We start from the raw sequence: 13,296 nt of genomic DNA on the forward strand, positions 1-13,296 counted from the left end.
GGAGCCCGGCTGGCGGGAGCCCCTCGCCACCTGCACAACCGAGGGAAGAAAACTGCTCAACCCGGTATTTTGGGGGCAGAAATTGCCGTTTTACATGTTATAAAGCAGCCACAAAAGAACAGAGGCCTCAATGAGCAGCAGCCCAAAACTCGACGCCACGATGCGTCAGGCGATTATTGAAACACCGGATGTGATCCTGGATGACCAGGCGCTGATGCGGTCGCTGATCGCCGCGAACGAACGCGCCATGGGCGGCAATATCGTCGATTTGCGCGGTATCGCCATGGAGCGGCTCGAGGCCCGGCTTGACCGGCTGGAAGACACGCACCGTTCGGTGATCGCCGCCGCGTATGAAAACCTGTCCGGCACCAATCTGGTACATCGCGCCATCCTGCGCATGATGGACCCAATGGAGTTTGAGATCTTTTTGCGCGATCTTGGCGGTGAAGTGGCCGAGATTCTGCGCGTGGACGCCGTCACTCTTGTCCTTGAATCCGTTCAGAACGAAGGCGACCCTGCGGTTGCCCGTCTTGATGGTGTTCTGACCGTGGCTGAGCCCGGCTTTATCGACACCTATTTGACCGGAGGTCGCGGTGGTGAACCGCGCCAGGTCACACTGCGCCAGATCCAGACCGGTTCCCCGCGTATTTACGGACAAGCCGCTGGCTGGGTCCGGTCCGAAGCCTGCCTGAGGCTTGATTTCGGCAATGGCCGCCTTCCGGGCCTGCTGGTTCTGGGCGCCGAAGATCCGCACCAGTTCACACCGCAACACGGCACGGATCTCTTGTCTTTCTTTGCTGGCGTATTCGAACGCTCGATGCGCCACTGGCTGTCTTGAGCCTGGTCTCACCGGCCTGTCGCGATGCGCTCCAGACCTGGCTGGAGGGCCAGAAGGCGCTGTCTGATGCCTCTCAGAACACGATCATCGCCTATCGGGGCGACGTGGGTGAGTTTCTGAGTTTCATGACGCTGCACCACGGCCAGCCCCAAGGCCTTGGTGCGTTGCAAAAGATCTCGGTCAGCGACATGCGCGCGTGGATGGCGCAGCTGCGCGGCGAAGGGCTAAGTTCCCGATCCCTGGCCCGCAAGTTATCGGCTGTGAAAAGCTTCTACCGCTGGCTGGCCGAACGCGAAGGCTTTGAACCCACCGCCGTATTGTCGACCCGCGCGCCGAAGTTCCGCAACAAGCTACCCCGCCCATTGGCCCAGGATGCGGCCCGCGCCATGATCGACACGGTTGAACTGCAATCCGAAACCCCCTGGGTCGCTGTGCGCGACATGGCCGTCGTGACCTTGCTTTATGGCTGTGGATTGCGCATTTCCGAAGCCTTGGGCCTCAAGGGATCTGACGCCCCGCTTCCGAAAGTCCTGCGCATCATCGGCAAAGGCAACAAAGAACGCGTCGTACCGGTGCTGGATGCGGCCCGCGAAAGCGTCGACGCGTATCTGAAGCTCTGCCCGCATCCGCTGGAGGCCGACGGACCGTTGTTTCGCGGTGTCCGCGGTGGTGCCTTGAACGCCCGCCTGATCCAGGGCGCAATGCAACGGGCGCGGATGCAGCTGGGGCTGCCCGCCACCGCAACCCCGCACGCGATGCGTCATAGCTTCGCAACCCATTTGCTGGAAGCAGGCGGCGACTTGCGTGCCATTCAAGAGCTTTTGGGTCACAGCTCCCTCTCCACCACACAGGCCTATACGGCGGTCGATACCGCCCGCCTGATGGAGGTCTACAACAACGCCCACCCAAAGGCCTGAGCATTGGTTATTCCGGTCAAGACGGGTTTGCCATTGGGTGGGATATGCGGCATGACATGCCTATGACACCTCAGATCCGCGCGCTCTCAGTCCACCTGTTCACCGCGACCGGTGCCGTCTTCGCCATGCTGGCGATGCTGGCCGCCGCCGATGCGAACTGGAGCCTCATGTTCCTGTGGCTGGTCGTGGCCTTTATCGTCGATGGCATTGATGGCCCGCTGGCGCGCCGATACCACGTCAAACGGTATGCCGCCGAATTCGATGGTGTCCTGCTGGACATGATCATCGACTACATCACTTATGTCTTTATCCCGGCCTTTGCGTTGTTCAAATCCGGATTGATGGATGGCTGGACCGGTTGGGCGGCCATCATCGTGATCACTTTTGCAAGTGCGATGTATTTTGCCGACACGCGGATGAAAACAAAGGACAATTCCTTTTCAGGATTCCCCGGATGTTGGAACATGCTGGTCATCGTGATCTTTGCGCTTGAACCCAGTTTCTGGGTTTCTCTGACATTGGTCACGGCGCTGGCCATTGCCATGTTCCTGCCGTTGAAATTCGTTCACCCGGTACGGACAAAACGCTGGCGCTCGGTCACATTGCCGATGGCGCTGGCCTGGACGTTTTTTGCAGGCTGGGCAGCTTGGGTGGACTTCCATCCGGAAAGCTGGGCCCATTGGGGGCTGGTCGTGACCAGCATCTATCTGGTGTTTGCCGGGATCGCCCAGCAGGTGATCCCGGAACGCAAAGCCTGACGCCTAAAGAACGTCCTGAATGTCGTATTCCTTACCGTTGAAGTCAAAGACATCGCCGGCCTTCAAACCCGTCATCGCCTTATAGATCGGGCTTCCGGTCGAGATCCCCATGTAAGTCACCCCATCGACGTCAAAGCGGGTTGTCGAGACGGCAATGATGAAACTGCGGTCCTGAAACACCACCATGGCGCCGGGACGTACGGTATCTGTCAGCGAAAAATCGAGGTTTTCGATCACGTCAATCTTGGCGTGATGGGCTTGCACCGGGTGGTCGAATGCGGCGGCCAGATCGGCATTCTCGCGGGCACCGACCATATCGTCCTTGTCATGGACCTCACGGTCGTCCAGGCGAGATTCCTTCAGGAACGCCTCATAATGGGCCTGCGCGGCGGCCAGTTCGGCCTCTTCCAGCGACAGCATCTTGTCATGTACGGCTTTTTTCAGGGCGGCGCGGTCCTGCGTGCTCATCTGGTCTCGTCCTTGTTCTTTCAGGTTCCATAGGGTTATCCGCCGCGCCCCGGATTGCAATCGGTTTTCCCTAACGGCGGCCCGTCAGATCAGAAAACCCCCAGCGCCTTCATGACGTAGCAGAGCAACCTTGGTTTCAACGCCCCCCGCGCCAGAGAACCCGGTCAGCCCTTTGGCCCCCATCACGCGGTGGCAGGGAATGATCACTGGCACAGGATTGCCGCCACAGGCCTGACCTACCGCCTGCGCCGGATGCCCCAGCTCTTTCGCGATCTCACCATAGGTGCGCGTGTACCCGAACGGAATGGCCTGCATGACTTCGCAAACCGCTTGCTGAAACGGCGAGCCTTTGATCCGGATCGGAAGATCGAATTGCTCAAGCTGGCCGGCGTCATAGGCCCTCATCTGATCCGCTGCCTCTTGCAAAAGCGGCGTCACCGCGCCGTCAGGTCGATTGCCCCAATCCACCCGGACGATGGCCCCTTCTTCGTCCGAAATCGCCAAATCTCCGAACTGCGTATGTACTATTACTGTCGCCATGCAGGCATGCTGACGCGACCAGCCAGATCACGCAACCCGGTTCTTGCCGTTTTGTTTTTTCCGCAAGCGCCCGGACCCCGGGAAGGCGTCGATATCCTGGCCGTCCACCTGCCGCTAACGCGCATATAACGAAAAGTCGCGTTTTTGTGACACGGGGTTTGGTGATCTCAAACCGACCCGGCCCCGTAACCATCATACTTTGACACACGCGCCACGGGTCCAACGCCTTAGTGCCAATCGTCATTTGGCCAATACGATGAGGAGGAAATTGGCATGGAAAGCATTACCGGAACAGTTCTGAGTATAAGTGGTGCAAGCGGTTATGACAGCAACGGCGGAGATTTCGACATCCTGCGCGACTTGCTGATCACAGCGGACGCGATTGCAGAAACACCGTTTGCGGGCATTGGTCTGGTTGCGGCGCTGGATACAGTGCCGGACCTGACGGTATTCGCCCCGGCGGACAGCGCATTTATGGGGCTTGCAACGACGGTTGCCTCGGTCACTGGCAACATCGCCCCTTCCAGTGAAGCCGCAATCGTCCGGTTTCTGGCCGACACGCTGACACTTCTGGGTCAGGGCGACGCGTCGCAACTTTTGACGGACATCCTCACCTATCACGTCACCCCCGGCGTCTTCGAACTGGATGACGTTGTGATGCTGGGCGACGGTGCCGCAGTTCCGACGCTGCTGGGCGTCGATCTGGTCACCGACTTCGACACCATGCCAGCCAGCCTGATCGATGGTGACGGCGGATTGCCCAACCCGGGCATCATTGCCACGGATATCGGAGCAACCAACGGCGTGATCCACGTTCTGGACGGCGTTCTGTTGCCTGTTGCAGTCTCGTCGATCCTCACCGCCCCGGACACTGATTTCGTTATCGGAGCAAACAGCGCCGAGTCGATCAAGACCAAAGACGGCAATGACTTCATCAATGGCAAAGGCGGCAATGACGAAATCAAGGCCGGATACGGTGATGACGTCGCAATTGGCGGCGCTGGAAACGATTACATCGTAGGTGGGGCCGGAGCAGACGTTCTGATCGGCGGCGTAGGCCGCGACGATATCTTTGGCGGTCAGGACAATGACATGATCCAGGGCGGCGCTGGCAACGACCAGCTTTATGACAACACCGGTGACGACATTGTTGAAGGCGGCACAGGCAATGACCTGATCGTATCCGGCGGCGGCAACGATGTGTTTGTGTTCAACTCGGGTGACGGTAACGACCGCGTTGTGGGCTTCCGTGACGGCCACGACATGATCGACCTGTCAGGTTACGCTGGAATCGACAGCTTTGCTGACATTGCGGGTGACATCACATCGTCCGGTCTGCGCACGATGATTGATCTGGACGACGGCGACAGCATTATGCTTCTGGGCATCAACGGCAGCCAGCTGGACGCGTCCGACTTCATCTTCGCCTGATAGAAAACCATGAAACAGAAAACGCGCGGCCCTTTCGGGTCGCGCGTTTTGGTTTTGGCTAAACAGGACAGACGGGTTATGCCAACGCCTCGTCACAGCGTCCGCAGACACCCGGATGAGAATGACGTCCGACATCCGGCAGGATCTTCCAACACCGCTGGCACTTTTCGCCCTCGGCGCGTTCAAACACCACGCCGACCCCCTCGATTTCGGGCAAACGAAAGGCTTCGGCAGGCGCCGGGTCACCGGTCAGGCGCAAGCCCGACGTGATGCACATATCGTCCATGTCGAGGGTACGCAGCAACGCCAAAACCTCGGCATCTTCGACATGCACCACAGGGGCCGCTTCCAGACTGGATCCGATCACTTTGTCGGTACGCTGGATTTCCAGTGCCGCCGTCACCACCCGCCGCACACGGCGCACGCGGGCCACGGTCTCCATCAGATCAGCATCCAGCCACGTGGCAGGCGTATCGGGGAAGTCGACCAAATGGACCGAGTTTTCGTCCCCCGGATACCGCTCCAACCAGACTTCCTCCATGGTAAAGACCAAGATCGGGGCAAGCCACGTAGTCAGACGATGGAACAGGATGTCCAGCACCGTCCGCGCACTTTTGCGGCGCAAAGTATCGCCATCACAGTACAGAACGTCCTTGCGGATATCGAAATAGAAGGCTGACAGATCGACGGTGGCAAAGTTGAACACCGCACTGAACACGCCCTGAAAATCGAAGGTTGCATAGCCGTCGCGCACGACTTCATCCAGTTCGGCCACGCGACCCAGCACCCAACGCTCCAATGGCGGCATTTCTTCGGGCGCAACCACGTCGGCCTCGCTGAAATCATTCAGCGACCCCAGCATGAACCGCATCGTATTGCGCAGGCGGCGATAGCTGTCGGCAACCCCTTTCAGGATCTCCGGTCCGATCCGCTGGTCGGCCATGTAATCGGTCTGGGCCACCCAAAGACGCAGAATATCAGCCCCGTACTGCTTGATAACCGCCTCCGGCACGATGGTGTTGCCAAGCGATTTGGACATCTTGTTGCCCTTCTCGTCCAGCGTGAAACCATGTGTCACCACATTGCGATAGGGCGCGCGGCCCAAGGTTCCGCAAGCCTGCAGCATCGATGAATGGAACCACCCGCGGTGCTGATCGGTGCCCTCCATATAGACATCGGCAATACCGTCCGCAGTGCCGTCTTCCCGGTCACGCAGCACAAAGGCGTGGGTCGATCCGGAGTCAAACCACACGTCCAGCACGTCAAACACCTGCTCCCAGTCGTCTGCGTTGTAATCACTGCCAAGGAACCGCGCTTTCGCACCCTCCTCGTACCAACAATCCGCGCCTTCAGCCTCGAATGCCTCGGCAATACGCGCATTGACGGCGTCGTCGCGCAGCAAGAACGCAGGATCGGTCGGCAACAGACCCTTGCGGGTGAAGCACGTCAAAGGCACACCCCACGCCCGCTGGCGCGACAACACCCAGTCAGGCCGGGTTTCGATCATCGAATACAGACGATTGCGCCCTGTCTGCGGCGTGAACTTGACCAGTTGGTCGATCGAGGTCAAAGCCCGCTCGCGGATCGTATCACCATAGGTGCCTTGTCCGTCCGCGATATTGCGGTCGATGGCGGCAAACCATTGCGGCGTATTACGATAGATCACCGGCGCCTTTGAGCGCCACGAATGCGGGTAAGAATGCTTGATCTTGCCACGCGCCAGCAGCCCGCCAACTTCGATCAGTTTGTCGATGACCGCCTTGTTGGCATTGCCTTCGCCACCCTTACGGTTGAGGATATAGGTGCCGCCAAAGAACGGCAGATCCGCGCGGAACCCACCGTCATCCATGACATTATAGGTGATCACCTGCTCCAGCATGCCCAGATCACGGTAGAGTTCAAATTCCTCCATCCCGTGTGATGGGGCACAGTGGACAAACCCGGTGCCTTCGGTATCGGTGACAAAGTCAGCCGCACGGAAATCGCGGATATCATCCCATTCGCCATTGCCGCCTTCGGCCCCGGCCAGCGGGTGGGTCAGCTGGATCTTGGCCAGATCGTCCTGACTGACATCGCACAAACGACGATACATATCGTCATTTAGACGCGCGCGCCCCAAAACATCCGAAGCCAGATTATCAGCCAGAATATAACGCTCACCAATCCGGGCCCAGCATTCTTCGGGCCGACCTGTGATTTCATACAGCCCGTACGAGATCTCTTCGCCATACACGACCGCCTTGTTCGATGGCATGGTCCACGGCGTCGTGGTCCAGATCACGACATAAGCATCATCCAGTGTCGCGTCGCCGGTGTTTACGACCTTGAACTTCACCCAGACGGTAAAGCTCTCCTTGTCGTGATACTCGACCTCGGCTTCGGCCAACGCCGTCTGCTCGATGGGCGACCACATCACGGGTTTTGACCCCTGATACAGCGTGCCGTTCATCAGGAACTTCATGAATTCTTCGGCGATCACGCGCTCGGCGTGAAAATCCATGGTCAGATACGGATCTTCCCAATTGCCGGTGATACCCAGACGCTTGAATTCGTCGCGCTGGATATCGACCCAGCCATCAGCGAACTTCCGGCATTCTTGACGGAAATCGATGATCGGCACATCGTCCTTGTTCTTGCCCTTCTTGCGGTACTGTTCCTCGATCTTCCATTCGATGGGCAGACCGTGGCAATCCCAGCCGGGAACATAGCGTGCGTCATGCCCCATCATCTGGTGCGAGCGCACGATCATGTCCTTGATCGTCTTGTTCAGCGCATGACCGATATGCAGGTGCCCGTTGGCATAGGGCGGTCCGTCATGCAGCGTGAACGGCGTCCGGTCCTGTTTTTCCCGCAGGCGGTCATAGATGCCGATCTTTTCCCAACGCTCCAACCAGGCAGGTTCACGTTTCGGCAATCCGGCCCGCATCGGGAAGTCGGTCTTGGGCAGGTTCAGCGTGTCTTTGTATTCAGGCGTGTCGGCACACATATGTGGCGTCCTTCGAATGTCGTGTCGGGGAAAGGCTGCGGTCGGTGCGAGGGCTCAAACACCTTTGCCCGGCGTCTCATGTTTCAGAGCGCCGGGAGCGTAATTCGAATGATGATGAGGCACAGATGTCTCATGCGGCGCCTTATAGGCCCGGCTGGCCGCAGGGTAAAGCGGCAACGCCTCCCCAGTTGCAAGCAGATCAATTCGCTGTTCTTAATTCGCAACTTTTCAAAACCCGCTTAGCAATATTAAAAACAACACGAACTAAATCTTTGCGGGTAAAACGAAAAAATGAAAACTAAGATCTGGACTCCCCTAATAATCACTGCAGCCGCGCTTGCATCCTGTGACACTACGGAAAACGGAGATCCGCATCAATCGCGCGAGTCGTTTGAATTGTCAAAAGAAGTCGAGCTAACGAATAAGGGGAAAACCTATTCCAATATGGTCGCGTACCCCACAACCTTTACCATTTCGTCGCCGGACAACAACGACGCCAACGCGCGAAACACAAACCTGCCCTGCGCATTGTCCAGTGACACTTTTACGGCAACCATAACCACGCCCGCCAAGCTAAACTTGCCAACCTATGGACAAAGCACTCCGCCAGTCATGATCAAGTGCATTGACGGGGAGCGGGAAATTGAAAAAACCGTCAAAGTTACCAACCTGACTCAACTGTCTTATTCCGGTGAAACCGCCAGCGCTCTGCTTTTTACTGGAGTCGTCGGCATTGCGCTCACACAAGCGCAGGCCAGCCAACGCGATAAAACCAAAGATATTTACGGTTATCCACCGCAAGTTTCGCTACAATAGTGTCTTTCAAGACGACGTTTAGACACTGAACAACGTCCCGACAAAATAGGCGATCCCGGCTGCGACGCCTCCAATCAGGAAGGTTTCCAACCCGGATCGCCACCACGGGGCCAGTGACCAGCGGCTTTTGAATGCGCCTATGGCGAAAAAAACGGCCATGGTCATCCAGGCCGAAACAACAAAAGCGTTTGGCACCCCGAAAATGAACGGCAACAGCGGGACCATGCCCGCAATGAGAAAGGCAATGAACGTGGCGATGGCCGCCCGCATCGGGTGGGGATCGACACCGCCAAGCCCGTATTCCCCTTCCAGCATCAGTGCAATCCAGTTTTCCTTGTTCTTGATGATGTCGTCCGTCGCTTCCTCCAACACGCCGCCCGACAGGCCTTTTTGAGCGAGGATCTCGCGGACCTCCAGCCGTTCGCCATCGGGAAACTTGCGGATATGGCGCTCTTCGATAGCGCGGATGCGCTTGACGTTGTCGACTTCGGCCTTGGTGCCCGAGTAATTGCCCGCCGCCATTGAAAATCCGTCAGCCAGGACATTGGCAATGCCCAGCGCCACGATGATAAACGGTGACAACCCGGCCCCCGCGACACCTGCGACAATGGCAAAGGTGGTGACCGAGCCATCAATCGCGCCGTAAACCACATCGCGCAGAACCCCGCGGCCCGACGGGTCGCTGATGCGGTCCCGGATTGCTTCGGGTTCATGACTATGATCATGCATGGCGCGCTCCCTGGCTAGCTGATTGCCAGATTAGCGCTGATTAACGGCTGCGCCCTTGCGAAAGATCAAGAGAATGGCTTTTGCCAGATCATTTCCACCGGGGCGATCCGGTCTGCCCTGATGTTGGCGACCATGTTGCCGACTTTGGCCGCCGTATTTGCGCCCATCACCAGATGTAGCCCAAGCGGTGGAGGCCCAGCGGCCGCGGCCTGGCTGGCAGCCACACGCGCAAAGAAATCCTTCGCAAAATCTGTACGGTCGGTTTCCGAAATCGGCTGAAATCCGGCAGCGGTCAGTTCAGCTCGATACGCCCCCGGTGCCGAGATCGCGTTCTGATCCGGCGCGCTGGCCCATGGCAGCGGGTACTCAAGCGGTTCGTCGCTGGTCAGCATCACGTCATAGATCGCAAACCGCCCACCGGGGCGCAACACACGCCGGGTTTCGCTGATAAGTCGCGCCTTGTCGGCAATGTTCATACCGACATGGATCATATAGGCCGCGTCAAAGCTGGCGGCGTTGAACGGCAGATCCAGAATGCTGCCCTGTGTCAGCGTCACCTTGTCGCTCAACCCGGCCATTGCCGTCAGCGCTGTGCCTGTGTCGACAAACTCCGGTGTCAGATCGATGCCCGTCACCTGCGCCCCGGTGGCGTGGGCCGTAAATCGGGCGGGCCCACCCAAACCGCAGCCCAGATCGATCACCTTGCTGGCCGGGCCCAGATCAAGCGCCGCAATCAACGGCTCGGTGGCCAGACGCCCGCCGATGTGGAATTCGTCAACCGGGGCCAGCAGGTCGATCTCAAGCGGTTCGGTCGCGCCCAGCGCGGCCAGACCGGTACGGATGCGATCCAGAAGCCCCCCTTGGGAGTAATGCTCTTCCACCGATTGCGTTGCCATGTGCCTGCCCCTTGTTTGCGCCACGCAACCTAGCACAGACAGCAGGCCAGACCTAACGCGCAACCAGACCTGTCAGAGCGCGTTTTATGATCGACCGGATCGATGGCCTGTGGCGGGGCGAAAACGGCAGCGGGCGACAAACCTCCATCGCGGCGACACCCACCCGGGCGCTGAGCGCGCCGTTGACCAGACCTTCGCCAAACCGGCGCGACAGTTTGCTCAGGATCGATCCGCCAAGGATCGGTTCCAGCAGATCGTCGCCCACCGCAACGGCCCCAGTGGCCACAAGATGCGAAAACACAGCCCGCGTCAGCCGCCAACTGCCAATGGTGCCTGACCGCCCACCGTAAATCTCGGCCACCTTGCGGATCATCCGAAGGCTTGAGGTCAGCGCGGTTGCGACATCCGCCAATGCCAACGGCACCAGCGCGGTGACCGTCGCAACCTGCCGCGCCGCAGCTTCGACCTCGGCCCGGGCAGCGGCGTCCAGCGGAGCAAGCAATTCATCTTCGGCAAGCGCCAGAACGGCCGAGGCGTCGAATTGATCGTCCAGACGCTCTTTCAGCCGCTCGCGACCCCAGCGGGTTTCTTCGCGCCCCTGATACAGCGCCATCAGGCGGTCGGCGACAGCTTTGGCCTTGGCCAGATCTGCCTCGGCCAACGCCGTGTCCGCGGCGCGATGCAGACCATCGATGCGCCGCAAACGCCCAAGGGCTGCGATTTCACGCAAGGCGATCAGCAACAGAACCACCACAAACGCCGCGACAAGACCGGTCACCGCCCAGCCCAAAATCGGCGCGCGTTCCATCAGACGTGCGGCAAAATCCCAGGCCGCAACCGAAATCATGGCCCCCACAACCGCCCCGGCCAGCCCCCAGAACCACCGCGTCAGGCGCGACGGGCGGGCCGACGCGATTTTGGCCGCTGCTTGCATCGCGGCCCCATCGGGCGCCGGGACTGTCAAATCCGGAACCGGCGGCGCGTCAGCGACGTTCGGTGCCGGCGTGTCGCTTTTATCTTCAAGATCGAACAACATCGGGCCTTGGGTCATTTTTCGGCCTCCTCCTGCGTCCAGACATAAGTAATGTCGGGCAGGTTTTCTTCGTTGTCCGACCCGTCACCGCGTGCCTTTTCCACGAAACCCTGACGCAAATAGAACCGCTGAGCCCCTTCATTGGCCTCAAACGTGTGCAGTTCCAGCCGCTTGACCGCTTGCTTGGCTGCGTTCAGCAACTGCCGCCCGACGCCGCGCCGCCCGATGTCCGGCGACAGATACAGCGCAACAATTTCTTCCCCGTCACGGGCCAGAAACCCGGCGATCTGATCATCAACTTCGGCCACGGTCACCCAGCCGCGTTCGATCATCGTGCCGCAGAAGGCGATCGTTTCGGCCCCTGTGTAAAGATCCGGCATCCATTCGGTATCGCGCTGAAAATCGTACAGAATGTCCCCCAAACTGCCCGCATCCGTGGATCTTGCTGGTCGCACATTGGCCATCACAAACGATCCCCAATCAAAAACTGCGCGGCCCGGTCCAGCCGGATATGCGGCGGGCCAACCCCAGGGCTTAGCGTCAACTGCGCCGGAGCAAAGCGCATGACCTGATAATCGGCGTCCAACCAACTTGTCGCGCCCTCGCGTGCCGGCCCCAGCAATTGCGTCGGGTCCTCGGGCAGTTCACCGGGGTAAAACGCGGCGTCCTTGCCACTGTCCAGCAACCGCCCACGCACACAAGGCAGTTCGCGGCCATCATGACTGTGCATTTCTTCGGTGGTGGCCCGCAGGGCAGCCAGCGACAAGGCGGTGGTATCGGCCCCGGCAAATTGCGCCCGGTCGCGGGCATCCCGGATCAGCGCCTCCATGATCGCGGTCAGCCGGGGATGCTGCAGATGGTGTAGATGATCGGCCTTGGTTGCGGCAAACAGGATTTTCTCAACCCGCTTGCGCCCCAGAAGCTGGGACAGGAACGCATTGCGCCCGGGACGGAACGCCCCAAGAATTTCGGCCATGGCCCGGCGCAGATCTTCAACCGCTTGCGGGCCAGAATGGATCGCCCCCAAAGCGTCCACCAACACCACCTGCCGGTCAATGCGCGAGAAATGATCGCGAAAGAACGGATTCACCACCTTTGATTTATAGGCTTCGTACCGGCGCTCCATCTCACGATGGAGGCTGCCGCGACGCGACGATTCGACAAATGGGATCGGCGCAAAGGTCAACACGGGTGAGCCCGCCAGATCACCCGGCAACAGGAACCGTCCGGGCGTGCAGCGATAATACCCCTCTTTGCGCGCAATCTGCAGATAGGCCGTAAACCGTTTGGCCAGATCCTGCGCCAGCGGTTCGTCATGACGGGCGGTCGGATCAACGGCACGGGCGCGCTCAATATACCCTTGCGCGCTGGCCCGTTTGTCCAGCCAGGACAGGGTGTCGGACGCCCACTGATCATAAGTTTTATCCAGCAACGCCAGATCCAGCAGCCACTCACCGGGGTAATCGACAATATCCAGATGGATGGTACGCGGCCCCTGCAACCCTGCCAGCAACCCCGATGGACGGACCCGCAGCGACAGACGCAGCTCCGAAATCGCCCGTGTGCTGTCGGGCCATTCCGGCGTTTGCGAGGTCAGATTGCCATAGTGGGTTTCATAATCGAACCGCGCGATGGTGTCGTCTGGCTGTGGTTGCAGAAACGCGGCATCAATCCGCCCCTCGGGCACCGCTGCCAAACCCGGCATCCGCCCCCGATCCAGCAGGTTCGCGACCAGCGACGTAATGAACACGGTCTTGCCTGCCCGTGCAAGGCCAGTAACCCCCAGCCGGATGACAGGTTCAAAGAACGCTTCGGAAATTCGGTCGCCGACGCCTTCGGCGCTGCGCAAGATCCCGTCTGCCAGTGATGAAATGACCAATGCGC

The 13,296-nt window shown here is 59.4% G+C and carries 13 protein-coding genes; 5 read left to right on the forward strand and 8 right to left on the reverse strand.

The features are described from left to right. The first annotated feature begins 130 nt into the window (after positions 1 to 130). From FOY56_RS03965 to FOY56_RS03975, 3 genes are all read left to right on the forward strand, one after another. On the forward strand, positions 131 to 838 hold the full coding sequence (locus FOY56_RS03965; RefSeq protein ID WP_146344485.1) for a DUF484 family protein: 708 nt from the start codon (positions 131 to 133) through the stop codon (positions 836 to 838). Beyond that, positions 835 to 1,755 (forward strand): tyrosine recombinase XerC, encoded by a 921-nt coding sequence (locus tag FOY56_RS03970; protein WP_146344486.1) that lies wholly within the window; start codon positions 835 to 837, stop codon positions 1,753 to 1,755. Before FOY56_RS03965 ends, FOY56_RS03970 begins: the two co-directional genes overlap by 4 nt. Positions 1,756 to 1,817: 62 nt before the next feature. Further along, positions 1,818 to 2,513: a CDP-alcohol phosphatidyltransferase family protein gene (locus FOY56_RS03975; RefSeq protein ID WP_146344487.1), complete on the forward strand. Its 696-nt coding sequence runs from the start codon at positions 1,818 to 1,820 to the stop codon at positions 2,511 to 2,513. Between the two features lie 3 nt (positions 2,514 to 2,516). On the opposite strand, the gene FOY56_RS03980 is transcribed toward FOY56_RS03975, so the two are convergent. Then, complete coding sequence (locus FOY56_RS03980; protein ID WP_146344488.1) at positions 2,517 to 2,981, reverse strand: hypothetical protein; 465 nt, start codon at positions 2,979 to 2,981, stop codon at positions 2,517 to 2,519. 84 nt (positions 2,982 to 3,065) lie between these two features. Continuing rightward, on the reverse strand, positions 3,066 to 3,521 hold the full coding sequence (locus FOY56_RS03985) for a methylated-DNA--[protein]-cysteine S-methyltransferase (protein ID WP_146344489.1): 456 nt from the start codon (positions 3,519 to 3,521) through the stop codon (positions 3,066 to 3,068). A 273-nt stretch (positions 3,522 to 3,794) separates the two neighbouring features. Here FOY56_RS03985 and FOY56_RS03990 point away from each other — a divergent pair, with 273 nt between their 5' ends. Beyond that, the gene (locus tag FOY56_RS03990; protein ID WP_146344490.1) at positions 3,795 to 4,952 is read left to right on the forward strand and encodes a fasciclin domain-containing protein; all 1,158 of its coding nucleotides are present in this window, start codon (positions 3,795 to 3,797) and stop codon (positions 4,950 to 4,952) included. 76 nt (positions 4,953 to 5,028) lie between these two features. On the opposite strand, the gene ileS is transcribed toward FOY56_RS03990, so the two are convergent. Then, entirely contained in the window at positions 5,029 to 7,938 is a 2,910-nt protein-coding gene (gene ileS, locus FOY56_RS03995) for an isoleucine--tRNA ligase (protein WP_146344491.1), read from the reverse strand. 291 nt (positions 7,939 to 8,229) lie between these two features. On the opposite strand from ileS, the gene FOY56_RS23455 reads away from it, so the two are divergent. Beyond that, entirely contained in the window at positions 8,230 to 8,754 is a 525-nt protein-coding gene (locus tag FOY56_RS23455; RefSeq protein WP_186766231.1) for a hypothetical protein, read from the forward strand. 18 nt (positions 8,755 to 8,772) lie between these two features. Here the strand turns inward: FOY56_RS23455 and FOY56_RS04005 are convergent, their stop codons facing one another. The 5 genes from FOY56_RS04005 to FOY56_RS04025 all read right to left on the reverse strand — a co-directional run bounded on the left by FOY56_RS04005 (position 8,773) and on the right by FOY56_RS04025 (position 13,291). Then, positions 8,773 to 9,483, reverse strand: coding sequence for a VIT1/CCC1 transporter family protein (locus FOY56_RS04005; protein ID WP_146344492.1), 711 nt, complete (start codon positions 9,481 to 9,483; stop codon positions 8,773 to 8,775). A gap of 65 nt (positions 9,484 to 9,548) precedes the next feature. Further along, a complete protein-coding gene (locus tag FOY56_RS04010) occupies positions 9,549 to 10,379 on the reverse strand; it encodes a class I SAM-dependent methyltransferase (RefSeq protein ID WP_146344493.1) in 831 nt (276 codons plus the stop codon). A 52-nt stretch (positions 10,380 to 10,431) separates the two neighbouring features. Beyond that, entirely contained in the window at positions 10,432 to 11,430 is a 999-nt protein-coding gene (locus tag FOY56_RS04015) for a YcjF family protein (protein WP_146344494.1), read from the reverse strand. Beyond that, positions 11,427 to 11,876 (reverse strand): GNAT family N-acetyltransferase, encoded by a 450-nt coding sequence (locus FOY56_RS04020; protein ID WP_342779771.1) that lies wholly within the window; start codon positions 11,874 to 11,876, stop codon positions 11,427 to 11,429. The genes FOY56_RS04015 and FOY56_RS04020 overlap by 4 nt, the downstream gene beginning before the upstream one ends. Beyond that, positions 11,876 to 13,291 (reverse strand): YcjX family GTP-binding protein, encoded by a 1,416-nt coding sequence (locus FOY56_RS04025; protein WP_146344496.1) that lies wholly within the window; start codon positions 13,289 to 13,291, stop codon positions 11,876 to 11,878. Before FOY56_RS04025 ends, FOY56_RS04020 begins: the two co-directional genes overlap by 1 nt. Positions 13,292 to 13,296: the final 5 nt, after the last annotated feature.

Origin of the sequence: Falsiphaeobacter marinintestinus, from assembly GCF_007923355.1 — a bacterium.
GTDB classification, from domain to species: domain Bacteria; phylum Pseudomonadota; class Alphaproteobacteria; order Rhodobacterales; family Rhodobacteraceae; genus Phaeobacter_A; species Phaeobacter_A marinintestinus.

Bases quoted from the DNA above. Each gene is read 5' to 3' on its own strand.
- FOY56_RS03965 (WP_146344485.1), top strand. From the start codon at position 131: ATGAGCAGCAGCCCAAAACTCGACGCCACGATGCGTCAGGCGATTATT.
- FOY56_RS03975 (WP_146344487.1), top strand. From the start codon at position 1,818: ATGACACCTCAGATCCGCGCGCTCTCAGTCCACCTGTTCACCGCGACC.
- FOY56_RS03980 (WP_146344488.1), bottom strand. From the start codon at position 2,981: ATGAGCACGCAGGACCGCGCCGCCCTGAAAAAAGCCGTACATGACAAG.
- FOY56_RS03985 (WP_146344489.1), bottom strand. From the start codon at position 3,521: ATGGCGACAGTAATAGTACATACGCAGTTCGGAGATTTGGCGATTTCG.
- FOY56_RS03990 (WP_146344490.1), top strand. From the start codon at position 3,795: ATGGAAAGCATTACCGGAACAGTTCTGAGTATAAGTGGTGCAAGCGGT.
- ileS (WP_146344491.1), bottom strand. From the start codon at position 7,938: ATGTGTGCCGACACGCCTGAATACAAAGACACGCTGAACCTGCCCAAG.
- FOY56_RS23455 (WP_186766231.1), top strand. From the start codon at position 8,230: ATGAAAACTAAGATCTGGACTCCCCTAATAATCACTGCAGCCGCGCTT.
- FOY56_RS04005 (WP_146344492.1), bottom strand. From the start codon at position 9,483: ATGCATGATCATAGTCATGAACCCGAAGCAATCCGGGACCGCATCAGC.
- FOY56_RS04010 (WP_146344493.1), bottom strand. From the start codon at position 10,379: ATGGCAACGCAATCGGTGGAAGAGCATTACTCCCAAGGGGGGCTTCTG.
- FOY56_RS04015 (WP_146344494.1), bottom strand. From the start codon at position 11,430: ATGACCCAAGGCCCGATGTTGTTCGATCTTGAAGATAAAAGCGACACG.
- FOY56_RS04020 (WP_342779771.1), bottom strand. From the start codon at position 11,876: ATGGCCAATGTGCGACCAGCAAGATCCACGGATGCGGGCAGTTTGGGG.